General features: G+C 60.2%; 26 protein-coding genes. 21 read left to right on the top strand and 5 right to left on the bottom strand.

What is annotated here, in order from left to right; genetic code table 11:
- Nucleotides 1-71: 71 nt before the first annotated feature.
- The 7 genes from frdA to ACY8FN_RS08210 all read left to right on the top strand — a co-directional run bounded on the left by frdA (nt 72) and on the right by ACY8FN_RS08210 (nt 5,968).
- Nucleotides 72-1,856, top strand: coding sequence for a fumarate reductase (quinol) flavoprotein subunit (frdA, locus tag ACY8FN_RS08240; protein ID WP_042020383.1), 1,785 nt, complete (start codon nt 72-74; stop codon nt 1,854-1,856).
- Nucleotides 1,849-2,583 carry a succinate dehydrogenase/fumarate reductase iron-sulfur subunit gene (locus ACY8FN_RS08235; protein ID WP_042020382.1) on the top strand — a complete coding sequence of 245 codons (735 nt, stop codon included), beginning with the start codon at nt 1,849-1,851 and terminating at the stop codon, nt 2,581-2,583. The genes frdA and ACY8FN_RS08235 overlap by 8 nt, the downstream gene beginning before the upstream one ends.
- Nucleotides 2,584-2,599: 16 nt before the next feature.
- On the top strand, nt 2,600-2,998 hold the full coding sequence (locus ACY8FN_RS08230) for a fumarate reductase subunit C (protein WP_042020381.1): 399 nt from the start codon (nt 2,600-2,602) through the stop codon (nt 2,996-2,998).
- A 10-nt stretch (nt 2,999-3,008) separates the two neighbouring features.
- Nucleotides 3,009-3,365 (top strand): fumarate reductase subunit FrdD, encoded by a 357-nt coding sequence (gene frdD, locus ACY8FN_RS08225; protein ID WP_463099714.1) that lies wholly within the window; start codon nt 3,009-3,011, stop codon nt 3,363-3,365.
- Nucleotides 3,366-3,621: 256 nt separating this feature from the next.
- Nucleotides 3,622-4,353, top strand: coding sequence for a nucleoside recognition domain-containing protein (locus ACY8FN_RS08220; protein WP_069526405.1), 732 nt, complete (start codon nt 3,622-3,624; stop codon nt 4,351-4,353).
- Nucleotides 4,350-4,817 (top strand): YjiG family protein, encoded by a 468-nt coding sequence (locus tag ACY8FN_RS08215; protein WP_101325506.1) that lies wholly within the window; start codon nt 4,350-4,352, stop codon nt 4,815-4,817. The genes ACY8FN_RS08220 and ACY8FN_RS08215 overlap by 4 nt, the downstream gene beginning before the upstream one ends.
- 26 nt (nt 4,818-4,843) lie before the next feature.
- Nucleotides 4,844-5,968 carry a M20 family metallopeptidase gene (locus ACY8FN_RS08210; protein ID WP_463099713.1) on the top strand — a complete coding sequence of 375 codons (1,125 nt, stop codon included), beginning with the start codon at nt 4,844-4,846 and terminating at the stop codon, nt 5,966-5,968.
- A gap of 104 nt (nt 5,969-6,072) precedes the next feature.
- On the opposite strand, the gene ACY8FN_RS08205 is transcribed toward ACY8FN_RS08210, so the two are convergent.
- The 3 genes from ACY8FN_RS08205 to ACY8FN_RS08195 all read right to left on the bottom strand — a co-directional run bounded on the left by ACY8FN_RS08205 (nt 6,073) and on the right by ACY8FN_RS08195 (nt 8,841).
- Nucleotides 6,073-6,822 (bottom strand): substrate-binding periplasmic protein, encoded by a 750-nt coding sequence (locus ACY8FN_RS08205; RefSeq protein ID WP_463101146.1) that lies wholly within the window; start codon nt 6,820-6,822, stop codon nt 6,073-6,075.
- A 91-nt stretch (nt 6,823-6,913) separates the two neighbouring features.
- On the bottom strand, nt 6,914-8,140 hold the full coding sequence (locus ACY8FN_RS08200) for a winged helix-turn-helix domain-containing protein (RefSeq protein ID WP_463099712.1): 1,227 nt from the start codon (nt 8,138-8,140) through the stop codon (nt 6,914-6,916).
- 107 nt (nt 8,141-8,247) lie between these two features.
- Complete coding sequence (locus tag ACY8FN_RS08195; RefSeq protein WP_463099711.1) at nt 8,248-8,841, bottom strand: TetR/AcrR family transcriptional regulator; 594 nt, start codon at nt 8,839-8,841, stop codon at nt 8,248-8,250.
- 107 nt (nt 8,842-8,948) lie between these two features.
- On the opposite strand from ACY8FN_RS08195, the gene ACY8FN_RS08190 reads away from it, so the two are divergent.
- On the top strand, nt 8,949-9,863 hold the full coding sequence (locus tag ACY8FN_RS08190) for an ABC transporter six-transmembrane domain-containing protein (protein ID WP_463099710.1): 915 nt from the start codon (nt 8,949-8,951) through the stop codon (nt 9,861-9,863).
- Between the two features lie 37 nt (nt 9,864-9,900).
- Nucleotides 9,901-11,289 (top strand): NAD(P)/FAD-dependent oxidoreductase, encoded by a 1,389-nt coding sequence (locus tag ACY8FN_RS08185; protein ID WP_463099709.1) that lies wholly within the window; start codon nt 9,901-9,903, stop codon nt 11,287-11,289.
- Nucleotides 11,290-11,330: 41 nt separating this feature from the next.
- Here the strand turns inward: ACY8FN_RS08185 and ACY8FN_RS08180 are convergent, their stop codons facing one another.
- A complete protein-coding gene (locus tag ACY8FN_RS08180) occupies nt 11,331-11,978 on the bottom strand; it encodes a class I SAM-dependent methyltransferase (protein WP_463099708.1) in 648 nt (215 codons plus the stop codon).
- 169 nt (nt 11,979-12,147) lie between these two features.
- Between ACY8FN_RS08180 and ACY8FN_RS08175 the strand changes: the two genes are divergently transcribed.
- The 7 genes from ACY8FN_RS08175 to ACY8FN_RS08145 all read left to right on the top strand — a co-directional run bounded on the left by ACY8FN_RS08175 (nt 12,148) and on the right by ACY8FN_RS08145 (nt 18,761).
- Nucleotides 12,148-12,822, top strand: coding sequence for a thermostable hemolysin (locus tag ACY8FN_RS08175; RefSeq protein ID WP_463099707.1), 675 nt, complete (start codon nt 12,148-12,150; stop codon nt 12,820-12,822).
- Nucleotides 12,819-14,315 carry an AMP-dependent synthetase/ligase gene (locus ACY8FN_RS08170; RefSeq protein WP_463099706.1) on the top strand — a complete coding sequence of 499 codons (1,497 nt, stop codon included), beginning with the start codon at nt 12,819-12,821 and terminating at the stop codon, nt 14,313-14,315. Before ACY8FN_RS08175 ends, ACY8FN_RS08170 begins: the two co-directional genes overlap by 4 nt.
- Complete coding sequence (locus ACY8FN_RS08165) at nt 14,312-14,965, top strand: TenA family transcriptional regulator (protein WP_463099705.1); 654 nt, start codon at nt 14,312-14,314, stop codon at nt 14,963-14,965. Before ACY8FN_RS08170 ends, ACY8FN_RS08165 begins: the two co-directional genes overlap by 4 nt.
- A gap of 42 nt (nt 14,966-15,007) precedes the next feature.
- Nucleotides 15,008-15,877: an SDR family oxidoreductase gene (locus ACY8FN_RS08160; RefSeq protein ID WP_463099704.1), complete on the top strand. Its 870-nt coding sequence runs from the start codon at nt 15,008-15,010 to the stop codon at nt 15,875-15,877.
- Between the two features lies 1 nt (nt 15,878).
- Nucleotides 15,879-16,511, top strand: a complete 633-nt coding sequence (locus ACY8FN_RS08155) for a tetratricopeptide repeat protein (RefSeq protein WP_463099703.1) — start codon at nt 15,879-15,881, stop codon at nt 16,509-16,511.
- 130 nt (nt 16,512-16,641) lie between these two features.
- Nucleotides 16,642-17,325, top strand: coding sequence for a response regulator (locus ACY8FN_RS08150; protein WP_463099702.1), 684 nt, complete (start codon nt 16,642-16,644; stop codon nt 17,323-17,325).
- Nucleotides 17,325-18,761: an ATP-binding protein gene (locus tag ACY8FN_RS08145; protein ID WP_463099701.1), complete on the top strand. Its 1,437-nt coding sequence runs from the start codon at nt 17,325-17,327 to the stop codon at nt 18,759-18,761. Before ACY8FN_RS08150 ends, ACY8FN_RS08145 begins: the two co-directional genes overlap by 1 nt.
- Nucleotides 18,762-18,799: 38 nt before the next feature.
- On the opposite strand, the gene rloA3 is transcribed toward ACY8FN_RS08145, so the two are convergent.
- On the bottom strand, nt 18,800-19,294 hold the full coding sequence (rloA3, locus tag ACY8FN_RS08140; protein ID WP_463099700.1) for a retropepsin-like aspartic peptidase RloA3: 495 nt from the start codon (nt 19,292-19,294) through the stop codon (nt 18,800-18,802).
- 381 nt (nt 19,295-19,675) lie between these two features.
- On the opposite strand from rloA3, the gene ACY8FN_RS08135 reads away from it, so the two are divergent.
- From ACY8FN_RS08135 to ACY8FN_RS08115, 5 genes are all read left to right on the top strand, one after another.
- Complete coding sequence (locus tag ACY8FN_RS08135) at nt 19,676-20,719, top strand: GMP reductase (protein ID WP_101321027.1); 1,044 nt, start codon at nt 19,676-19,678, stop codon at nt 20,717-20,719.
- 96 nt (nt 20,720-20,815) lie between these two features.
- The gene (gene earP, locus ACY8FN_RS08130) at nt 20,816-21,991 is read left to right on the top strand and encodes an elongation factor P maturation arginine rhamnosyltransferase EarP (RefSeq protein ID WP_463099699.1); all 1,176 of its coding nucleotides are present in this window, start codon (nt 20,816-20,818) and stop codon (nt 21,989-21,991) included.
- A 45-nt stretch (nt 21,992-22,036) separates the two neighbouring features.
- Nucleotides 22,037-22,603: an elongation factor P gene (efp, locus tag ACY8FN_RS08125; protein WP_042022911.1), complete on the top strand. Its 567-nt coding sequence runs from the start codon at nt 22,037-22,039 to the stop codon at nt 22,601-22,603.
- Nucleotides 22,604-22,736: 133 nt separating this feature from the next.
- Nucleotides 22,737-23,501 (top strand): DUF3530 family protein, encoded by a 765-nt coding sequence (locus ACY8FN_RS08120; RefSeq protein WP_438578830.1) that lies wholly within the window; start codon nt 22,737-22,739, stop codon nt 23,499-23,501.
- A gap of 144 nt (nt 23,502-23,645) precedes the next feature.
- Complete coding sequence (locus ACY8FN_RS08115; protein ID WP_463099698.1) at nt 23,646-24,602, top strand: D-2-hydroxyacid dehydrogenase; 957 nt, start codon at nt 23,646-23,648, stop codon at nt 24,600-24,602.
- Nucleotides 24,603-24,841: the final 239 nt, after the last annotated feature.

Genomic DNA, 24,841 nt, shown 5'->3' with positions numbered 1-24,841 from the left:
CTTGCATCAAGCCTGAATTTTTTTCATAGAGCAAAATTGTGCCCAGCAAATCTATCCCTAAGGAGGCAGATGTGGATATTATCAAGACCGATGTTGCCATCATCGGTGCCGGTGGTACTGGCCTGCGTGCCGCTATCGCCATTGCAGAAGCCCATCCGGAACTCGAAATCGCCCTGATTTCCAAAGTCTATCCGATGCGCAGCCACACAGTGGCTGCGGAAGGCGGTGCTGCAGGCGTAGTACGCGATGACGACTCCCTCGAAAACCACTTCAATGACACCGTTTCCGGTGGTGACTGGTTGTGCGAGCAAGACGTGGTCGACTACTTCGTCAACAACGCGACCAAAGAGATGGTCCAACTTGAGCACTGGGGTTGCCCCTGGAGCCGCAAGCCGGATGGCAAAGCCAACGTGCGTCCTTTTGGTGGAATGAAGATCCCACGCACCTGGTTTGCAGCAGACAAGTCCGGTTTCCACATTCTGCATACCCTGTTCCAGACCTCTATCAAATATCCGACCATCAAGCGCTTCGATGAGCACTTCTGTCTCGATTTGATCGTGGATGATGGCCGTGTGCAAGGCGTGCTGACCTTTGATATCCAGAACGGCATTACCCGTTTCATCCAGGCCAAATCCGTGATTATGGCTACCGGTGGCGCAGGTCGTGTATACCGCTACAACACCAACGGTGGCATCGTCACCGGTGATGGTATGGCGCTGGCTTATCGTCACGGCGTACCGCTGCGTGATATGGAGTTCGTCCAGTATCACCCGACCGGCCTGCCTGGCACCGGTATCCTGATGACCGAAGGTTGCCGTGGTGAGGGTGGTGTTCTGCTGAACAAAGATGGCTACCGTTACCTGCAAGACTACGGCTTGGGCCCGGAAACGCCGATTGGCCAGTCAAAAAACAAACACATGGAGCTGGGTCCGCGCGACCGTCTCTCTCAGGCATTCTGGCAAGAGCAGCAAAAAGGCCGCGTGATCCAGGGCCCGATGGGCGACGTGGTTCACCTTGACCTGCGTCATCTTGGCGAGAAGTACCTGAAAGAGCGTCTGCCTTTCATCTGCGAACTGGCCAAGGCCTACGTGGGTGTGGATCCGGCCAAAGAGCCGATCCCGGTACGTCCGACTGCCCACTACACCATGGGTGGTATCGAGACTGACAACAAGTGCGCAACCCGCATGCCTGGCCTCTACGCCGCAGGCGAGTGTGCCTCCGTCGGTCTGCACGGTGCCAACCGTCTGGGTTCCAACTCGCTGTCCGAGATCGTGGTATTCGGCAAGCTGGCTGGTGAACAGGCTGCCGAATTCGCAGCGACTCAGCAACACGGCAATACCGAAGCACTGCTCGCCAAAGCCGAAGCGCTGATCAAACAGCACCTCTCGCTGATGGACATCGACGGTACCGAAAATCCGGCGGATATCCGCAACGAATTGGGTCTGTCCATGGAAGCCGGTGTCGGTATCTACCGTACCGAAGAGCTGATGCAGGGCACCATCGACAAGATTAACGAGCTGAAAGCCCGTTACAAGAAGGTCAAGATCAACGACAAGTCCTCTGTCTTCAACACCGACCTGCTGTACGCCATCGAACTGGGCTACATGCTGGACGTGGCCGAAGCCATGGCTCACTCCGCCATCAACCGTAAAGAGTCTCGTGGTTCCCACCAGCGTCTGGACGGTTATGAAGAGCGTGATGACGTGAACTTCCTCAAGCACTCTCTCTCCTTCTACGCACCGGAAGGCGCCCCGACCATCGATTATTCCGATGTGAAGATCACTAAATCCCAACCGGCCAAACGCGTGTACGGTTCCGAAGGTGAGAAACAAGACGAGGCTAAGAAGAATGGCTGAGATGATTGAAATTGAAATCCTGCGCTACCGCCCGGAGCAGGACAATGAACCCTGGATGCAGACCTTCCAGGTACCGTACCTCAGAGAGATGTCTCTGCTGGATGCCCTGCAATACATCAAGGATCACCTGGACTCTACCCTGAGCTTCCGCTGGTCCTGCCGGATGGCGATCTGCGGCTCTTGCGGCATGATGGTCAACGGTGTACCCAAGCTGGGTTGTAAAGCATTCCTGCGCGACTATCTGCCAGGCAAGATGACTATCGAGCCGCTCAACAACTTCCCGATTGAGCGTGACCTGGTGGTCGACATGTCCGATTTCATCGAGAAGCTGGAGAGCATCAAGCCCTACATCATCCCGAGCGAACCGCGCAGCCTGTGTGATGGCGAATACAAGCAGACCCCTGCTGAAATGGCCAAGTATCACCAGTTCTCCCAGTGCATCAACTGTGGTCTGTGCTATGCAGCCTGCCCGCAATATGGCATCAACAAGCAGTTCACCGGTCCGGCAGCACTGGCTCTGGCCTATCGCTACAACGCCGACAACCGCGATGGCGCGTCCAAAGAGCGGATGAAGATCATCAGCCAGGACGAAGGCGTCTGGGGTTGTACCTTCGTTGGCTACTGCTCGGTAGTCTGCCCGAAAGGTGTGGATCCGGCCGCAGCCATCCAGCTTGGCAAGGTCGAAAGCGCCAAGGACTACATGATCGCCATGTTCAAGCCAGATTGAGATCAGGAATGAGACCATGAACAACACCAATAGCAAACGTAAGCCTTACGTCCGCGAAATGAAGAAAGACTGGTGGCTAAAGAGCTCCTTTTACACCAGTTACATGATCCGTGAAGGCACCAGTATCTTCGTCTCCATCTATGCCGTCGTGCTGATGTGGGGCCTGATGCGTCTGGTTCAGGGTCAGGAAGCGTTCAACGGCTGGCTGGAATCCCTGCAAAGCCCGATCGCCATCCTGTTCCATGTCATCGCCCTGGCGGCGTGCCTGTTCCATGCCAAGACCTGGTTCGCCCTGGCGCCGAAAGCCATGCGTATCTTCCGTGGTGAAGACCTGGTGCCAGAGAAGCCGATCGTACTCGTCCAATATGTGGCGCTGGCGGTGGTTTCCCTGCTTGTCCTGATCATCGTGGCCTGAGGAGAAAACAATGAGACGTTCTGACGAACCAATTTACTGGGGTCTGTTTGGTGCGGGTGGCATGGTCGTTGCCATGCTGCTGCCGGTCATTGTCCTCATCACCGGTCTGCTGGTACCCATGGGTATCATGGACGTAGAAACCATGAGCTTTGATCGCGTGCACGCGTTCGCCAGCTCCTGGTGGGGTGCCTGCATCCTGCTGGTGCTCATCGCCCTGCCAATCTGGCACGGCATGCACCGTATCTACCACGGTCTGCACGACCTGGGGATCCACACCACCAAGCTGCACCACTATGTGTTCTATGGCTTTGCCTTCCTGGTATCTGCCATTACCGTTGGTCTGCTGATGGTGCTGGTATTCCAGTAATCACCGAGCATCTAACTGATTGACCAAACCGGGCCTCGTGCCCGGTTTTTTATTGCCCCGCGATCCAGCCCTGCTTTTTATTCACTCAACAAATTCGATAAAAACAATATTATCGCCCAGCCACATCACGATCTCCGTCACATAACACCAATACACTCGTCATCTGCAGCAAACCCTTTTGACCATCGTCAATTTATTGATATCCATATCAATCATAATTACTCAGATTAAATAATTATTCATATGGAGCTTAATGATGACGGATAAAACACGCTCGGTGAGCATAGGCAGTTACCTGGCACTGGCCTTTGCCGTGGTCTTCTTCTCGGGGCTGCTGCAATCTGGCGAGTGGTACGGGGTTTTCGATTTCACCACGCTGAACGGTTCGTTCGGCACCATGGTGCAGAGCGTCAGCGAGAACGGTGACGGCATCAAGACCGCCATGACCGACATGCGCGGCAAGGGGGGCAATGGTGCCCGTGATGGCTTCCTGTTCGCCCTGACCCTGATCCCTACCGTGATGTTCGCCCTCGGCATGATCAACGTACTGGAGCACTACGGCGCGCTGGAAGCAGCCCGCAAGTTGCTGACCCCGCTGCTGCGTCCGCTGATGGGGATCCCCGGCAACACAGGTTTGGCGCTGATCGCCTCCCTGCAGAGTACCGATGCCGGTGCCGCCATGACCCGCCAGCTCAAGGATGAAGGGCTGATCACCAAGCGTGAAACCGACGTGTTCACCATGTTCCAGTTCTCCGCGGGTGCCACCATAGTCAACTTCTTCTCCTCCGGCGCCGTGCTGTTCACCCTGACTTTGGCGGACGGCAGCCCGGCGGTCAGCTCCTCCATCGGTCTGGCGGTTATTGTGATGTTCGCCTTCAAGTTTGTCGGTGCCAACCTGTTCCGGGTCTATCTCAACATGACCGAAGGCAAGCACGTCGATAGCAGCAACACCCCGCAGACTCTCAACACTCAGGAGCAAGCCAAATGAGCCAGGCCAACGTCAAAAAACCCATCGTCACCGATATCTTCGTCGAAGGGGCCAAAAAGGGCTGGGTCATCGCCACCACCTCCACCGTCCCCAACGTGCTGATGGCTTTCGTCATCATCAAGGCGCTGCAGATCACCGGCGCGCTGGATGCCATGGGTGCCATTTTTGCACCTATCATGGCCATCTTCGGCTTGCCCGGTGAGGCGGCAGCCGTGCTGATCGGCGCCTGGATGTCGATGGGCGGCGCGGTCGGCGTGGTCATTACCCTGTTCGATCAGGGGATCCTCAACGGCACCCACATCGCCATTCTGGCTCCGGCCATCTACCTGATGGGCTCGCAGGTGCAGTACATGGGCCGCATCCTCGGCTGTATCGGCACCGAAGGGCGCTACATCCCCATCATGGTCGCCATCTCGGTACTCAACGCCTTCGGCGCCATGCTGGTGATGAACATCCTTCTCTAACCCCGGACCTGATAGTGGAGCAATCAATGACTTTTTCTCTGGATCAATACCTGGCCGAACTGGCCCCGCTGATCAATCTGGATTGCGGCTCCCTGCACCAGCCGGGCATTGCGGCAGTGGCCGACCTGATGGCCGCCAAATATGAAGCCATGGGCGGCTGGCAGATCAAACGGGTCGACTGCGGCGTCGCCGGAGTGGGGCTGGAGATCCGCAACCAGCCTGATGCGGCGCAGATCGATGTAATGCTGATCGGCCATATGGATACCGTCTTCCCGCTCGGCACCGCCGCTGCCCGCCCGATGAGCGTCGATGGCGAGCGCGCCTACGGCCCCGGGGTCTCCGACATGAAATCCGGGCTGCTCAACATCGTCTACGCCCTGCGTGAACTGCCCAGCGAGGTGCGCGATCGCCTGAGCATCTGCGTCTGCATGAACCCTGATGAAGAGATCGGCTCCCTGCACTCCAGCGACTGGCTGGCAGCGGTGGCCAAACAGGCGAAACAGGTGCTGGTGGCCGAAGCGGCCCGCGCCGACGGTTCGCTGGTAAAGGCCCGCAAGGGGATGGCCCGTTATCGCATCGACTTCACCGGCAAGGCAGCTCACGCCGGCAACGAGCCGCAGAAAGGACGCAGCGCCATCACCGAGTTGGGTCACTGGATCCTCGCTATCAACGCCCTGACCAACTTCGAGAGCGGCACCACCCTCAACATCGGTGTTGTCGAGGGGGGCAACGGCGCCAACATAGTGCCAGCCCATGCCAGCGCCGTGGTGGATGTCCGTTTCTGGGACAATCAGGAGTACCAGCAGATCAACGATCACCTGCTCACCCTGGTCGAGCGTCCCCATCTGGAAGGGGTTACCATCCGGCTGACACGCGAGGCGCACAAGCCAGCCATGGTACCGTCAGAGGGCACTCAGGCACTGATGCAGCTGGTGGAGGAGTGTGGTGCCGAACTGGATCTGCCGATCAGCTGGCAGGAGGTGGGGGGCGGCTCCGATGCCAACCTGACCGCCGCCCTCGGCATCCCGACACTGGATGGCCTCGGCCCCATCGGCGCAGGTTTCCACAGTGACGAGGAGTATCTGGATCTGGCCAGCATTGCCCCGCGTATCGAGCTGCTGGTGAAGGTGCTGACCCGTCTGGCGGCCTGACGACTCACCTCGTAACACCGCCTAACTAACCAAGAGGGCCAGCCGGTTTGCACCGGCTGGCCCTCTGTTCATCTGCTCCCCATAGTGACGGCCGCTGTTCGTGGTTACTCCATCGGTAACAAGAAACGGCGCATCACCTCGTCGGCATGCCCCCCTTCCTGAAATGCCACCAGCGCCTGATTGAGGGTATTCACCAGCTCATGGGCGCGCGGTGAGCCCTTGCTCACCAGCAGATAAAATCCCTTGCGACCGGGATAGGCGAGATGCAGCAACCCGCTCTCGCTGTGGTAGATGCCAAGGCTGATGCCGCTCATCAGCGGCTCTATTTCACTCGGCAGAAAGTCGCAGCGATCCCGCCCCATCATGTCCAGTGCCTGCTGCAGCTGCTTGACCCGGCGTGGCTCCTGCGCCAACCCATAGGGGGTGTAGTTGTAGCCGATCACTCCGCACACCCGGGCGCGATTGACCGTTTGCAGATCCGGTGGCTCGGGGAAACGGCGCTTGAGATAGAAGAAACCGAGGTGGGTGTAATAGAGGGGCACGCTGTAGAAGGCAAACTCGGCCCGCTCCGGCTTGTAGCTGGCATCCCAGGTCAGCTCACACAGACCATTCTGGCGATAATCCGCCAGCTCCTGCTGCACCCGCGCCCAGGGCAGATAGCGGATCTGGTGCGAGAGCCCGCTCTGTTGCAGGGCATCGAGCACCAAGGTGGTGGCCGAGCCGGTGAGGCGGCTGGTATCAGGCACCCCGTCCTTGCGCTCCCAGTAGGTAAAGGGGGCCCACTCGTTGCCCTCCCCCAGACAGATCTTCACTGGCGGCTCTTGCCCCCATAGCGCGGGGGACAAGATGGCCATCGCCAATCCCGCCCACCATGTTCCCGCTCGTTTCATCTCCCGCTCCCGAACTGTTTATCCCCCTTGCAGCTTAGTCCAGCAGGGATAGAGCTCACTTTGCAGGGGCACCTTCATGCCACAACGCCAGCAAATTGGCCGGAATGGCACCATAACGAAGCTGCGGTGTCTGGTGCCAGTCAGCCAGCTTGTGCAGCGCTTTCGCCAGATCCTGCGCCAGGGTGCGGGTCACTCTCACCCCGGCTTCCAGATAGAGGCTCTTGATTTCGAACACCCCCTGCTGGCGATGAGCCTTGGCATCCATCCTGCCCACCAGCTTGCCGCGATGGAGCAAGGGCAACACGAAGTAGCCGTACTGACGCTTGGGGGCCGGGGTATAGCACTCGATGCGATAGTCGAAGTTGAACAGCTCGCTAGCCCGTTTGCGATCCCACACCAGCGGATCGAACGGCGACAAGGCGGTGGTATGGGTTGCCTTGAGGGTGCCCGCCTGCGCCCTTGCCAGCTCATCGGCCAGCGAGGCGTGCACAAAGGCGCCGTGCTGCCACCCCTCCACCCGCACCGGTAACAGCTCACCCTGGTCCGCCAGTTGATGGAGCAGGGCGTCGTACTTACCGCGCCGCAGCCGGTAGTAGTCCGCCACCCAGCCGGTTTTGACCAATCCCAGCGCCCGGCAGCTGGCGCGCACCATATCCCGCTGCGCCTGCTCGACGCTCGGCAGATGTTGTTGGTCGCTCCACTCGGGGATGACCCGCTCGGCCAGGTCATAGACCCGCTGAAAGTTGCGCCGCTCCCGCACCATCAGCTGACCGGTGGTAAACAACACCTCCAGATGGCGTTTCTCCGGCTTCCAGTCCCACCAGCCATTACCCTTCCCCTCTTTGCGCTCAAAGTCAGCCGCCCGCACCGGGCCATGCTGACGAATGCGCTCGATCAGCTGGTCAATCTCCTGCTGATGTGTTGCGAGCCAGTTGGCCGAAAACTTCCAGCCCATGGCGGCGGGATCGAGCATCCGGTGGCGCAACAGCCGATAATCCTCGCGCGGCACAAAACAGGCCTCGTGAGCCCAATATTCGAAGATCTCGCCGTCGGCCAACAGCAGCTCCAGCCAGCGCGGTTCGTAGTGGCCAAGCCGACTGAACAGCACCAGATAGGGGCTGCGAGCCACCACCGAGATGGTATCGATCTGCAGCAGCGCCATGCGGCGAATGGTGGCCAGCAGATCGGCCGGGGTCGCCTTGCTGCGACGGGGGACCAGCAGCCCCTGCGCCGCCAGTTGCAGATGACGGGCATCTTGCAGTGACAAATGGGTAATCGACATCAACAACCGCTCCCTGGTATCTGGCCATCGCGCGCCCGGCTGGTGGCCAACAAAACCGGGGGAGGCACCACGCTAGCGCGCCTCCCCTCCCTTGTTTTCCTGCGCCGCTATGAGTGGGCCGGGGGCAAGACCAGCTGATTGACCACTTGCATGATCTCTTGATAAGTGGCCTCTACCGTCTCGGGGGTCGGCTCCAGAATGAGGTCATCGGCATAGCCGTTGATGAGCGAGGTGATCTGGCGCGCCAGTCGCCGTGCATCGCCCGCCACAAACTCGTCGCTGTCGATCCCCTTTTGCAGGATCTGCTCCAGCACCTCGCGCCATGCCTGAATGGTCTTGCGGTAACTCTCGGCAAATACCGGGTCGCGTAGCGACTCGTTCCATGCATCCAGATAAATGGCCCAGGAGGCATCCTGACTGGTCGGCAGGTTGTCCCGCACGAACAGCGGCAACGCTTCGCGGGCGGGCAGCGGCAGCAACCACTGCCGCTGCTCGTCGATCTCCTGACTGGTGAAACGCTCCACGGCGCAGAGGCAGAGCTCCTTCCAATCCTTGAAGTAGTGGTAGACGTGGCTGCGCGCCAGACCTGTGCGTTCGGCAATATCACGGGTAGACGATGCCGCCATCCCCTTCTCTCGAAACAGGGCCAGTACGGCCTCGATGATCATCTCTTTACGCTGTTCTGCTGATGGGCGTGCCATCTGACCTCCTGCGATACCAATCGACCTGCTTGACTTTGAGCGAGCGCTCAAACAAACTTTGAGCACTTGCTCAAACTGAGCGTTTCCGACATCTTAGGAGATAACCCATGACAACACCAACCACTTCGGCAGCCAGTTGCAACGAGCAGGCCACGCCGTTGCCACACTCGGCCGGTCGTTCGCTGGGGGCGATTGCGCGGGCCAATCCCCTCAAGCTGGCGGGCACCTTCTCGCTGGTGGCCCTCGAAAACATCCTGCTGGTGGTCTATCCCCTGTTCGCCGGCTTTGCCATCGACGCCATCGTCAAGGGGCAGTGGTGGCAGGCTTCAAGCTACGCCCTGATCGTACTGCTGTTCTGGCTGATCGGCGCCCTGCGCCGGGCTGTCGATACCCGCACCTTTACCCATATCTATGCGGCACTGGCGGTGCCGGTGATCCTGACCCAGCGCCAGCAGCAGGAGCGACAATCCACCATAGTGGCGCGGGTCACCCTGGCGCGGGAGTTTGTCGACTTCTTCGAGAAACATATCCCGATCCTGGCGACCAGCCTGATCTCCATCGTCGGGGCGGCCGTGATGCTGATGGTGATCGAGTTCTGGGTCGGCATCGCCTGCATGGGGGTATTGCTGCTGTTCGGCCTGCTGCTGCCCGGCTTTTCGCGCAAGAACCAGCTGCTGCACGAGCGGCTCAACGATCGACTGGAACACGAGGTCAAGCTGGTCACTCATGCCCAGTCTGCCAGCCTCTCCCGCCACTACCGCGCGCTGGCCTGGCTGCGCATCCGGATTTCGGATCGGGAGGCACTCGCCTTTCTGGCGGTCGGTATCAGCGCCTCCCTGCTATTCCTGCTGGCCATCACCATGCTGATAGCCCAGCCCCAGGTCTCGGCAGGCCATGTCTATGCTGTGATGACCTACCTCTGGAACTTCGTCACCAGTCTGGATGAAGGGCCCGGTCTTGCCGATCAGCTGGCCCGGCTGCGGGACATAGGTCGCCGGGTCAATACCGCCCAACCCGATTGAATGATTTGAAATTTTGTATCTGTAACCGGAGTAGAAGATGAATCCAACCACCCTCTGCCAACGAGCGTTGACCATGTGCATCAGCTGTTTTTTTCTCGCCGCCTGCGGCCCCAAAATGAGCGACTTTGAGCCCAACACCAGTTACTGGTTCAAGGAGAAACCGGCAGCCCAGAGCGCCCCGCTGGCGCAAGACATGAAGGTAGATATCGCCATCGTCGGCGGCGGCTACAGCGGCCTCTCCAGCGCCTGGCATCTGGCCAAGGCCAATCCGTCGCTCAAGATCGCCATCTTCGAAGCCAAGCAGGTGGGCAGTGGCGCCTCGGGCCGCAATGGCGGCATGGTATTGCCGGGCTCCGAGGTGATGGATCTCGACGAAGAGGGGGAAGCGAGCAAGCGCCACTACGATCTCACCGTCGCCAGCATGCGCAAGCTGCAGGCGCTGGTTGCCTCAACCGGCGTCGAGGCCGATCTCAAGCTCGATGGCTATGTGGAGGCGATCCTCGATGAGGAGGATATCCCCGAGTACCGCGACTATGTGAAAACCGCCAATCGCCTCGGCATCCCGCTGCAGTACTGGAACGCCGATACCACAGAGGCAAAACTCGGCACCGATCGCTACCTGGGGGCTGTCTACGACCCCAATGGCGGTCAGGTTCACGCCATGAAACTGGTCAACGCCCTGCGCAAGGCGGTGGAGCAGGCAGGCGTCACCATCTATGAGCAGAGCCCGGTAATGGGGATCAAAGAGGGCAAGCAGATCGAACTGAATGTGGCCGACAACTACAAGGTAACCGCCGACAGCATAGTGCTGGCGACCAACGGCTATACCTCCAAGCTTGGCTACTTCAGCGGCCGGGTCTTTCCGGTGCACGCCCAGAGCGCCGTCACCGAACCGCTCAGCAAAAAGCAGCTGGCCGCCATCCAGTGGCAGAGCCGGGTGCCCTACTACGACACCCGCAACATCCTGTTCCATCTGGTATTGACCCCGGATAACCGCATCGTCATCGGTGGCGGCAATGCCGAGTATGTCTTCAACGATGGCCTCAACTACAAGGGCGATCTCAACCGGGTCAGCGAGATGATGATGACCGAGCTGGTGACCCTCTATCCGGCCCTCAAGGGGATCAAATTTGAGCAGGTGTGGGACGGGGTGCTTGGCATGACCGGCGACAGCACCGAAGCGGTGGGGGTGATGGGGGATCACAACAACATCTACTACGCCCTCGGCTACAACGGCCACGGCATCAACCTCTCCTTCCTGTTTGGCGACATCGTGGCCAGCCTCTATCAGGGCAAGGAGCACCCCTGGTTCAACCACGCGGAGCAGACCCTGCCGATGTGGCTGCCGCCAGAGCCATTCAAGTCAATTGGCGTCAAATCTGCCCTGATGTACTACCAGTGGCAAGACAAGGGCTACAAGGAGTAGAGCCGAGCAAGAAACCGCCGAGTAAAAGACGAAGGCACGCCTCACGGCGTGCCTTTCTGCAATACCGCCACATCGGCGTGAGGGAAGCTGAGCTCGGCCTGCCAGCTGGCGGCCAGCGTCTGAAACGACGCCTCGGCAAAGAAGACGATGTGGGTCGGGTCATGGCGATAGCGCCAGTTTTTGAACCGCTCGTCACTGAGCACCCGCTGGGTCTGCAACACCAGCAGGCCGCCCGGTTTGAGGCAGGCCCACAACTGCTCCAGCACGGCCCGTGGCGCGGCGATATGCTCGATCACCTCGGTACTGGTGATGAAGTCGTACTGGCGCGCCAACAATTCGGGAAAATCGGCGTAGAACTTGTCATACCCCGCCATCTGGTAACCCGCCTCGCGCCCCATCGCCATCAGCGCAGGGCCCGGGCCGCAGCCAAAATCGAGGCCGCAGGCAGGGGTCGCTACCCGACTCAACACCTCGCCAAAAGCCCGCATCAGAAAAGAGCGATAACGGGGATCATCCACCCGGTTGTCGTGACCGTCATAGACCGCTTTCTCCGCCGCCTCATCCAGATGATCCGCCTCATCCAGCCAAACCAGCTCGCACGCGAGGCAGCGATGATAGCGCTTGCCTGCTACCGGCAGGGAATAACTGCGATGGCTGGCACACAGGGGGCAGCAGACGGTGGATGACATGGCGGTTCCTCAACAGTGACAGCGGCGCAGATTGCCTGCCATGCCTGCCGCTGGCAACTGTTTTTCAACCCGGTTCAGCCGGTATGGTTTGCCGAATCTTTTTGGCTCCTTAAGGGTTTCTTAAGTTTGCCCTTTTACTCTAAACCCATCGCAAGAGAAGGAGTCACCCATGACCATCGAGATCCAAGCCCCCTACCGGTTGCTGCTAGCTAACTCCCCGCAGCAGGTCATGGCGCTGCAAACCTATATCCAGGCCGCCTACACCCTCGAGTTCAACGCCCGCATCCCCCATTTTCTGCCCTGTCTGCTGGGGCTCTATCGGGCGGACGGGACCCTGGTCGGTGCCTGTGGTCTCAATCATGCCAGCGAGGGGCCTCTCTATCTGGAACAGTATCTGGAGCAACCCATCGAGGCCGCCATCAATACTCGCCTCGGGGTCTATCCGGCACGCAACCGCATTATCGAAGTGGGCAATCTGGCCTGCAGCGAACCGGGCAATGCCCGCCTGATGTTTGCGGCGCTGTGTCGTCTGCTGTGTGAAAACACCCTCGACTACGTGGTCTTTACCGGCACCGCCAAGCTGCGCAACAGTTTTGCCCGGCTGCAACTTAATCCGGTGGAGCTGGCTCTCGCAGAGGCCCATCAGGTGGGTGCCGATGCCGATGCCTGGGGCGAATACTACCGCTGCCAACCCAAGGTGATGGTGGGTGACATCAATCAGGGGCGCGAGGTGCTGGCCCAGAGCAGCCTGCTGCTCAATCTGCTGGCCCCCATGCCGACCCTGTTTGACGATGCCAGCGAGAGCAGTGACAACCAGACCCATCAAAAAAGGTGCGCCCAATGAGCCTGTTCGACGCCATCGCCAAACATGCCCGCGAGAATCCGCAATCCCCTGCGCTGCTGAGCAGCCAGCAGCGTCTGGATTATCAGACCCTGTGGCAGCAGATCCAGCGTCTGGCCAGCCAACTGGAACAGGCGGGGATCAGCCGTCTGGCCCTGCAACTGGATAACGGCCTGCCCTGGGCGCTGATGGATCTGGCCTGTAGCAAGGCGGGAATCGTGGTCATCCCGGTACCCCACTTCTTCAGCCTGGCCCAGCAAGAGTGGTTGCTGGAGAGCAGCGGCGCCGATGCGCTGGTGGGCCCCCATCATCAGGGCTGGCATGCGGCAAAGCACCTCTCGCTGATCACCGGCGAGCTGCCGCTGTGGCGCCATACCCCGGCCAATCGACCGGCGCTGCCCAAGGGCACCGCCAAGATCACCTACACCTCCGGCACCACGGGACAGCCCAAAGGCGTCTGCCTGTCACTGACCCAGATGATGGCGGTGAGCAATGCGCTGGCCGAGCGAGTCGCTCCAGCCAAGGTGGAAAAACACCTGACCCTGCTGCCGCTGGCGACCCTGCTCGAGAACATCACCGGCCTCTATGTGCCGCTGCTGACCGGCGCCTGCAGCCGCATTCCGTCACTCGGGGAGCTCGGCTTCAGCGGCTCCAGCTCGCTCAACCCTGCCATGTTGGGAGAAGCCCTGCTGCGCTGGCCGACCCACAGTCTGGTGCTGGTGCCCGAACTGCTGCGCCTGCTGCTGGCGCTGTGTGCCAGCACGCCGATGCTGCTCCAGCAGCTCAAGGGATTGCGCTTTATTGCGGTCGGTGGCGGCAAAGTGGCCCCCGACCTTATCGCTCATGCTCGCCAGCTTGGCCTGCCGGTGTATGAAGGGTATGGCCTCTCGGAGTGCGGCTCAGTGGTGGCGCTCAACAGCCCGGATGCTGACAAGCCCGGCAGCGTGGGCCGCCCCCTGCCCCACTGTCAGGTCACCATCGCCAGCGACGGCGAAATTATGGTGAGCGGCAGTGCCATGCTGGGCTATCTCGGCAGCAGCGAACCAACTCCCGAACAGATTGCCACTGGCGAACCTTCTGCCATGCAGATCGCCACAGGCGATCTGGGTCATCTGGATGATGACGGCTACCTCCATATCACCGGGCGCAAGAAGAATGTCCAGATCACTGCCTTTGGCCGCAATTTTTCACCGGAGTGGGTGGAAGCCGAGGCCCAGCTCTGCCCCGCCATCGCCCGCATCGTGGTCTTTGGCGATGGTCAGCCCGCCAACGTGGCGCTGATCCAGCCCCTGCCGGGCAAAGAGGCGGATCTGCCACGCCAGATCGCAGGTCTGAACCAGCGGCTGCCCGATTATGCCCGGCTGCACCACTGGTTGCCGGTAGCGCTGGATCAACATCCCGGGCTGCTGACCGCCAACGGACGCCCCCGTCGTAACGAAATTTACCAACACTTTTCCCAGCAAATTAGCCAATGCCTTACCGGAGAATCATCATGAGCTTCTATCAGACTCTGCAACAAGCCACTGCCAGTGAGCGCGAGCATCTGTTCAACGCCCCCATCATCGAAGCCTGCCGCCGTGGCGACATCAGCCGTGACACCTATCTCGCCTTTCTGGCGCAGGCTTACTACCACGTGCGCCAGACCGTTCCGCTCTTGATGGCAACCGGCGGCAAGCTGGGTCAGGAGTACGAGTGGGTACGCGGTGCCCTTGCCGAGTACATCGACGAGGAGTATGGCCATCAGGAGTGGATCCTCAATGATATCCGCGCCTGTGGCGGCGATGCCGAGGCGGTGCGCCACGGCCAGCCGGGGCTGCCCATCGAGCTGATGGTTGCCTTCCTATACGACCAGATCCAGCGCGGCAACCCCATGGGCTTCTTCGGCATGGTGCAGGTACTGGAAGGCACCAGCGTGGCCATCGCCCTCACCGTGGCCGACCAGCTGAAGAGCGGCCTCGGACTGCCTCCGCAAGCGATGAGCTACCTGAGCTCCCACGGCACTCTGGATCAGGAGCACCTCAAGTTCTTTGAATCCCTGATGGACAGGGTCGAGAGTCCCGCGGATCAGGCGGCCATCATCCACGGGGCCAAGGTGGTCTACCGCCTCTATGGCGAGATGCTCTACAACCTCACCGCCACTTCGTAAATGGGCAGCGGATCAGCAGACAGCAAAAAGGGAACCCACACCATGAAGCTTGAAGGGAAACTCGTGCTGCTCACCGGCGCCAGCGGTGGCATAGGCGAAGAGCTGGCGCAGGAGCTGGCGGCCCAGGGGGCCCACCTGCTGCTGCACGGCCGCCGCGGTCCGGTACTGGAGCGGTTGTGCAAGTCACTGCCTCATCCCGAGCGCCATCAGGTGGTGCTTGCCGATCTTGGCTCTGCCCAGGAGCGGGCCAAGCTGTTGCAACACCCGGCGCTGGAGAACGGAATCGACATCCTGATCAACAACGCCGGCTGCAACCAGTTTGCCTGGCTGGAAGATCAGAGCTTTGAACAGGTGGAGCGCCAGCTGCTGCTCAATATCGAGGCACCGATCCAGCTCACCCGCGCCCTGCTGCCCAGATTGCGCAAGCCGGGGATCATCATGAACATGGGTTCGAGCCTGGGCAGCATCGGCTACCCCGGTTACAGCGTCTACTGCGCCAGCAAATTTGCCATGCGCGGCTTTAGCGAAGCGTTGGGACGGGAGCTGGAAGGCAGCGGCATCAAAGTGCTGCACTTCGCCCCCCGCGCTACCCGCACCAAACTCAACTCGGAAGCTGCCTACGAGATGAATGCGGCGCTCGGCACCCAGACCGACAGCCCGCAGGAAGTAGCCGAAGAGGCCATCATCGCCCTGTGCAACGAAACCCGCCGCAGCTGGCTCGGCTGGCCGGAAAAACTGTTCGTACGGCTCAACGCCCTGCTGCCGGGCATCGTCGACAAGGCGCTAGCCAGACAGCTGCCGATCATCAAACGTTATGCCCGTCATCTTCAGCCAAGGACGACTGATGCCAGCGCCAACAGTGCGCCACAACCAGACTTGTCCCGCCCGATCCCGACCAAGAAGGAGCATTAATATGAACATTTTCCGTCAATCAGTTACCTCTTGTGCCATCGCCATCCTGCTGGGATCCACCTCGGTCATGGCCGCGGATGATGCCCTCGCACCCATCCAGCAACAGTGGGCCGTCTGCCAGTATCAACAGACCGGCAAGGCGAAAGAGAGCTGTCTCGAAACCCTGAGCACCCAGGCAGAAGCAGCCAGCGCCAAGGAGCCGTTTCGCGCCGATCTGCTTATCTGGTCTGCCATCGTCAAGAGCACCTGGGCGGGGGCCAAAGGAGGGCTGGGGGCTCTGAGTCTGGTGAAAGAGGCCAAGGCCAAGCTGGAGCTGGCGCTCAAGCAGGATCCCAAGGCGCTGGACGGTTCTGCCTACACCAGTCTGGGCTCCCTCTACTATCAGGTGCCCGGCTGGCCGGTCGGCTTTGGCGATGACGAGAAGGCGGAGCAACTGCTCAAGCAGGCGCTGGCCATCAATCCGGATGGCATCGACCCCAACTTCTTCTATGGCGACTTCCTGCTCGATCAGGGTCGCAAGGCCGAGGCCAAAACCTATCTCGACAAGGCGTTCGCAGCCCCGGCCCGTGCGGGCCGCGAAATGGCTGACGAAGGGCGCAAAATGGAGATCCGCGAGCGTCTGGCCAAGCTATAAACCCCTGATGGATCAAAGATCTATTTAAACTCTGCCCACCAGCTTGCATACTGGTGGGCAGCGTTGTTTATGCCACGGCAAGCCTTGGCGCTGAACCACATCGCGACACCCAACAAACAGGGAGAAAAGAATGCGGATCCTGCTGGTAGAAGATGATGTGATGCTGGGGGATGGTATGCAGGATGCGCTGCGCCATAGCGGCTACACGGTGGACTGGCTGCAACAGGGGCTACCCGCCCTGACGGCCCTCAAAAGTGACGAGTTCGCCGCCCTGATCCTCGATCTCAATCTGCCCGACATCGACGGCCTCAGCCTGCTGCGCAAGCTGCGCCGGGAGGGCCACCAGCTGCCGGTGCTGATCCTCACCGCCCGCGATGCGCTGGACGATCGGGTGATCGGTCTCGATGCAGGATCCGACGACTACATGGTCAAACCCTTCGCCCTGCAGGAGCTCAACGCCCGCCTGCGCGCCCTGGTGCGCCGCAGCAAGGGGCAGGCTCAGGCGGTGCTGGAATATGGCGATATCCTCATCTATCCCGAATCCCAGCAGGTCACCTATCAGGGAGAAGTGGTCAAACTCACCCCCCATGAATACAAGCTGCTGCAGGAGCTGATCAGCCAGAGCGGCCGGGTGCTGAGCAAGGATCAGCTGCAACAGAGCCTCTACGGCTGGGACGAAGGGGCCGAGAGCAACGCGGTAGAGGTGCATATTCACCATCTGCGCAAGAAGTTCTACAGCGACCTTATCCGCAATATTCGCGGGGTCGGCTATATCATCCCCCAGCTTGATCAGGCAACCCGGAGCCCCAGCTGATGAAACGCCCCCGCTCCATTCGCCGCTTTCTGCTGACCGGTATCCTGACGCTGGTGGGGCTCAGCCTCACCATCAGCGCCGTGATCGGCTATCTGGAGGCGAGCCATGAGATGGAGGAGCTGTTCGATGCCCGTCTCGCCCAGTCAGCCCGCATCACCAACCAGCTGCTGGGCCGCTATATGGCCCAGCAGGGGCAACTGCCCGCCAACGGCAACGTCTATCAGGAGTGGGAACAGCAGAACCCCGACAATTGGCAGAAGGATGCCAGCCTCAACCTGAGCGGCGAGGATCGGGATACCACCCCCTATGGTCATGAGTTCGAGCGCAACCTCTACTTCCAGCTGCTCAACGAGCAGGGCGGGCTGCTGCTGCGCTCCCCCAGCGCCCCGGATCAGCCGCTGGTCACCCTGGCCATCGGCTTCGACACGGTCGAAAAAGATCGCCACCAGTGGCGTACCTTCACCCTCTACAACCAGCAGGAGCAGACCTGGCTGGTGGTGGCGGAGCGGGACGATGAGCGCAGCGAACTGGCCAGCAAGATGGCCACCCTCACCATGCTGCCACTGCTGCTGACGCTCCCCTTCCTGCTGATCCTGCTCTGGTGGCTCATCACCCGCGGGCTGGCCCCCCTGCGCCAGCTGGCACAAGCGATCAGCGAGCGCCATCCCGCCAACCTGAGCCCGCTCAATCTCAAGACGAGCGCCCATGAACTGACGCCGCTCACCAACGAGATCAACCGGCTGATGCAGGCGCTGGCGGAGACCATAGAGCGAGAGAAGCAGTTCACCAACGAGGCGGCCCACGAGCTGCGCACCCCGCTGGCGGTACTGCGGATCCACAGTGAAAATGCCCTGGCGGCCGATGATGACGCCAGCCGTCAGCAGTCACTGCACAAGATGTTGCAGGCCCTCGACCGTAGTGATCGGCTGATCCGCCAACTGCTGACCCAGGCCCGCATCGACAACCAGCAGGGGCTGGTCTTGACCGAACTGGAGGTGGGCCATCTGCTGCAAGGCACCCTGGCAACCCTGGCCCCCATCGCATTGCGAAAAGATCAGCAGCTGTCGCTGGAGTGTGAAGTGCCGCAGCTGGTGATGGGTCAGGCCACCCTGCTCGACCTGCTGTTCAGCAACCTGATCGACAATGCGCTGCGCTACACCCAGCCGGAGGGGGAGATCAGGGTGCGGGTAGAGCGGGAGGGCAACCGGGTGAGGGTGGATGTGAGCGACAATGGCCCCGGTATTCCCACCAGCGCCTTGCCCCGGCTGTATGAACGCTTCTTTCGGGTCAATCCCCAGCAGGGGGATGGGGTGGGTCTCGGCATGGCCATAGTGTCGCGTATTGCCCAGCTGCACGGCGCCGATCTCGATGTCCACAACCGGCCGGAAGGGGGGCTGGAAGTGAGTGTGTTACTCCCGCTGCCGCCGGCAAGATAAGTAATAAGCAAACAGCCCGCGATACGGGCTGTTTGCTTTCAATGACAAGCTGGCTGCACGGTAAAGATTCGGCTGGCATCCACCGGGCCCAGCTCCGCCAACAGGCGGCGGCCCAGCAGCACCGGATAGATCATCTTGCTACGATCCCGCAGGGTGAACCACTCCTCATACACCTTGTCCCCCAGACAGATGGACATGGTCACCGTTGGCCGCTGCTCCATGCCGCCCGCCCCGCGCACCGTCACGCTACGCTCGACCCGCCGTTCGAACTGCTGTTTGACCAGTTTGCCGCTGTCGGCATCGGTCACCACCAGCATGAAGCGCACCCAAGATTTACCACCCCGTTTGAATCTGGTGATAGAGCGAGCATCGAGGGAAGAGGTGAGTGCACCGGTGTCGAGTTTCATCTTCACCGCCACGCCGGTGGGCAAAATAAGTCCCTTCTCAATCCAGCCATAGCTGGCCTGGGTCGCTGCCAGCGCACTGCCACACAGTGCCAGCATCAGGGTCACACCCACCATCATCTTGCCCATTTTACTGCCCTGCCTTGTCAATCCAGCGACCAGATCTACCACAGCCGCATCAGTGGTCAATCCGATTTATTTCAGTTACTTGGATAATACCTAGCGGGTCAGGAGAGAGACGACAAAGGGTGGCCGAGCAGCGGCAAAAGAGGGCGGGAATATCGAGGGGGAGCAAGGCACCTGACGGTGCTGGATGAGGCTGGTGGTTAACCTCAGGTTGTGACGCCAAAGGCTACCACAACAATGAGTGAATTATCAGTCTTGTTCTGGCAGGATTTTTGCCTACACTGTTGTAAACCGGAGGCCCTGAAAACCACCGGTTTTTTTGCGCCTGCCGAAAATTGACCACTGCAAAAGTGACTTTCAACAAGGCTCAATAAGGAATTCGTAATGCGTATCGAAGAAGACTTGAAGCTCGGTTTCAAGGATGTCCTGTTCCGCCCCAAGCGCTCTACTCTCAAGAGCCGTTCCCAAGTCAGCCTGACCCGTCAGTTCACCTTCAAGCACACCCAGACTCAATGGCAAGGCGTTCCCGTTATCGCCGCCAACATGGATACCGTCGGCAGCTTCGCCATGGCCAGAACCCTGGCTGGCTTCGAGATGATGACCGCAGTACACAAGCACTACAGCCTTGAGCAGTGGCAAACCTTCGTCAACGACACCGATCCGGCCCTGCTGGGCCACGTGATGGTATCGACCGGCACCTCGCCGGATGACTTCGCCAAGACGCGTCAGATCCTCGCCATGTCCGACGCACTGCGCTTCATCTGCGTTGACGTGGCCAACGGCTACTCCGAGCACTTCGTCGAGTTCGTGCGCAAAATCCGTGAAGCCTGCCCCAACCACGTCATTCTGGCGGGCAACGTAGTGACTGGCGAGATGGTGGAGGAGCTGATCCTCTCCGGCGCCGACATCGTCAAGGTCGGCATCGGCCCGGGCTCGGTCTGCACCACCCGCGTCAAAACCGGCGTTGGCTACCCGCAGCTCTCCGCCATTATCGAGTGTGCCGATGCGGCCCACGGCCTCGGCGGCCAGATCGTCGCGGACGGCGGTTGCACCTGCCCGGGCGATGTGGCCAAAGCCTTCGGCGGCGGCGCCGACTTCGTGATGCTGGGCGGCATGCTGGCAGCCCACGAGGAGTGCGGCGGCGAGATCGTTGATGTGAACGGCGAGCCCTTCATGAAGTTCTACGGTATGAGCTCCTCCAGTGCCATGGACAAGCACGCCGGTGGCGTTGCCGAGTATCGCGCCTCCGAAGGTAAAACCGTGCTGCTGCCCTATCGTGGTCCGGTCGAGAACGCCGTGCGCGACATTCTCGGTGGTGTGCGATCCACCTGTACCTATGTCGGTGCCAGCCAGCTCAAGGAACTGACCAAACGCACTACCTTTATCCGGGTGCACGAGCAAGAGAACAACGTCTACGGTAAGGAGTAACTTTCCGCAGACCGCCATCAGGCGCTGATGGTTAGAAGCCAATCCACCGGTGTGCTACCCTGCGCACCGGTTTTTTTGCATCTGGAACCCCGAGCCATGACAAGCCCACTGCCCCCCTTTGACTGGGATATCTTCTGCTGCGTCGTCGATAACTTCGGTGATATTGGTGTCACCTGGCGACTGGCCCGCCAGCTGGAGCATGAGGGGCATGGTAAGGTGCGGCTCTGGGTGGACGATCTGGCCAGCTTCGCCCGCATCTGTCCGGGGCTAGATCCGGCGCAGGATGGCCAGTGGGTCGCGGGCATCTATATCCAGCACTGGCATGAGACCCTGCCGACTGACATAACCCCGGCCAAGGTGGTGATCGAGGCCTTTGCCTGCGAGCTGCCCGCTTCCTTCATTGAACAAATGGCCAGCCAACCCAAGCCCCCCTGCTGGATCAATCTGGAGTACCTCTCGGCGGAGAGCTGGGTCGAGGATTGCCACGCCCTCGCTTCACCCCAGCGAGTCGGCAACCAGAGTCTCAACAAATACTTTTTCTTTCCGGGCTTCACCCCTAAAACCGGTGGCCTCTTGTGTGAGCAGGGGCTCATCGCCGAACGGGAGCGGTGGCAACAGGATAAGGCGGGCCTTGCTGCCTACTGGGCCAGTCTCGGTTTGCCAGCGCAACAAGAGAACGAGCTGCGGATCAGCCTCTTTACCTACGAAAGTGATGCGCTGGTGAGTCTGATCAACAGCTGGTGCCAGAGCACTACCCCCGTCACCTTGCTGCTGCCGCTGGGGCGTTCGCTGCAGGATGTGCTGCGGGGCGCGGGCATTGAAGGCTCCATCACCACCGCCAAGGCGGGAGATCTGCTCCACTCGGGCAATCTAACCATCAAGCTGCTGCCAATGACCGATCAGGCCGGTTACGATCGGCTACTGTGGAGCTGCGATCTCAATCTGGTGCGCGGGGAGGACTCCTTCGTGCGAGCCCAGTGGGCTGCACGCCCTTTCTTATGGCACATCTACCCGCAAGAAGAGCAGGCCCACATGATCAAACTGGACGGTTTCCTCGATCACTATCTGGCCGCACTGCCCGCAGATGCAGCCCCATGGTTACGAAAGTTCAGCCATGCCCTCAATCAGGGGGAGGAGACAGGCGAACTTTGGGCCCAATGGCCCCGATATAGCGCCATTTGGCAGCAACATGGGCGAAGCTGGTCACAGAAGTTGCTCCGGGATGGGGATCTCGTCACGCGGTTGGTGAAATTTTTAGAAAGCCGTATATAATCTGGCAGTTTTTATCCGTCCGTTTCACGAACAGGAATTTTTTACATGAAAACCGCACAGGAAATCCGCGCTGGTAACGTAGTCATGATCGGTACCGAGCCGATGGTGGTTCAGAAGGCTGAATTCAACAAATCCGGCCGTAACTCCGCCGTGGTCAAAATGAAGCTCAAAGGCCTGCTGAACGGCAGCGCCACCGAGACCGTCTTCAAGGCCGACGACAAGCTGGACGTGGTTCAGCTGGAGCGTAAAGAGTGCACCTACTCTTACTACTCCGATCCCCTGTATGTCTTTATGGACACCGAGTACAACCAGTACGACATCGAGAAAGACAACCTGGGTGACGCGCTGAACTACCTGGTAGACGGTATGGAAGACATCTGCGAAGTAACTTTCTACAACGAGAAAGCCATCTCCGTGGAACTGCCGACCACTATCGTTCGCGAAGTTGAGTACACCGAGCCGTCCGCTCGTGGCGACACTTCCGGTAAAGTGACCAAGCCTGCCCGTCTGAAGGGCACCACCTACGAGCTGGCTGTTGCCGCCTTCGTAGAGATCGGTGACAAGATCGAAATCGACAGCCGCACCGGCGAATTCAAGCGTCGCGTCAACTAATTGACCGCTTTGTCTTGAGTGCAAAAAAGCGAGCCCCGGCTCGCTTTTTTATTGCTTCCGCTTTGCCATCACACTCCCCACCTTCAGAAAATCTCGCCGCCGCCGCTAACCCTGTTAACCGGGGGAGCACACTATGGCCAGATTATCCTTATCACTGTTGTTATTGACCATGCTGGCTGGCAACGTGACGCAAGCGAGCGAAGTCGCCCCCCCCGTCGCCGCACCACTCCCTCTCGATCACTGGCAAGCCGGCGACTGGCAAGGGCTGCCCGATGCCACCCTGATCGACAAGCAGACGGTGCTGTTTGCCAAACACGACAGTGAAAACTACCTTGGGCTGGCCATTTTGCTGCCCGACTGGCAGCGCAGCGGCCAGCTGTGGCAACTGACCCGCGCCCTCAGCCAGCTGGGCTTTGATACCCTGCTGCTGCTCCCCTCCCCCCAGCAGACCGAATTCGACCCTGCCGCCGAAAAGAAGCAGAAAAACAGCGATGCATTTCGCCAGCAGTTTGCCGAGCGGATCAGCAAACTGACCGATGCCAAGCTACAAGAAGGGGGCTTCAAGCTGATCCTGGCGCAAGGTACGGGCGCCGCCTGGACTGCCAACCTTATCGCCAGCGAACAGCTGCCCGCCCCCGATGCGCTGGTGCTGCTCGACGGTTTTTTCCCCAATCAGCAGAGTAATCAGATGCTGGCCAAACAGGTGGCTCAGGCTGCCATCCCCACCCTCGATCTCTATCAGGAGGATGGCGGCCGCTGGCCACTCTTGGCCGCAGAGGCCCGTAGAAGCGAGAGCCGCCGCAGCCACAAGCTCAACTATCGCCCCTACGCGCTAATGGAACTGGGGGAGACCCCTACCCGCATTCAGGGTTGGCTCAATCATCTGGGCTGGCTCTAAACCAGCCCCCACAGTGGCGCAACAAAGCGCGCGCAAGCTCACATCTACCGGATAAAGCCCCGGCTTGACACCGAGCCGGGCTGGCCCTGACCGCATCCTCTTTGGCATCATGGCCTCTCGACCCGGAAAATGGCAGGCAGGTCCATGCAGCAAATCGTATTTCTCGACAGCGATACCCTGGATGCGGGCATCACCCTGCATCACCCCAACTTCCCCCATCACTGGCAGAGCTATCCACGCACAACCCCCGAACAGGTGGTGGAGCGGCTGAAAGATGCCAGCATCGCCATCATCAACAAGGTGCGGATCGGGGCCGCCGAGCTGGCTCAACTGCCGGAGCTCAAACTCATCGCACTGGCCGCCACCGGCAGCGACAACGTGGATCTGACGGCATGCCGCGCCGCCAACGTCGGGGTGTGCAACATCCGCAACTACTCGGGCCCCTCGGTACCGGAGCACGCCATGGCGCTGATGCTGGCCCTGTCGCGCAACCTCTTCTGCTGGCGCCAGTCGCTGCTGGAGGGGCGCTGGCAACAGAGCGGCCAGTTTTGCTTCTTCGACCACAACATCATGGATCTACATGGCAAGCAGCTCGGCATCATCGGCAAGGGCACCCTTGGCCAAGCGCTTGGCGAGCGTGCCAAAGGGATGGGGATGACGGTGCGCTACGCCCAGAGTCAGGTTGGCGCCAGCCACGATGAGGATCGGCTGCCCCTCGATGAACTGCTGCAAAGCTCGGATGTAATCAGTCTGCACTGCCCGCTGACCCCCTACACCCGTAACCTGATTGGCGAGCGGGAGCTGGGGCTGATGAAAGCGGGGGCTTTGCTGATCAACGTCGGCCGTGGTGGACTGGTGGATGAGGAGGCGCTGCTGCAAGCGTTGGCCAATGGTCAGCTCGGTGGCGCAGGCTTCGATGTGGCGAGTATCGAACCTCCCCCCCCCGATCACCCGCTGATGAAGGCCCTGCAATACCCCCACTTCATTCTGACCCCTCATGTGGCCTGGGCCAGCGAGGAGTCGATGCAGCGCTTGGCCGATCAACTGATCGATAACATCAACGCTTTCGCAGCCGGTCGCCGCCAGCACCGGCTGGTCTGAACCACAGCGCGGCAATCCGCATCCAGCAGCGCCCCCTTGGTCAACGGGTTTGCATCTGTTGATCCTGCGCAGCGCATCGGTGCAAAGCGTGGCATCCAGATGAAGGTGAAAGTGAGGGTGAAGGCTTAGCCCCTGATCGAACCCGCGCGAAAACATGCCCTGCGGCTCAAAAAAATCCCCGCCAGACAAGGCGGGGATTTTTGTATCAGAGCCGGGCCAACAGGCCACTGGCTATCTGT

The organism is Aeromonas sp. 160P (assembly GCF_055193095.1).
Note: the sequence above shows the minus strand (reverse complement) of the source record. Positions and strands in the feature narration are given on the sequence as shown.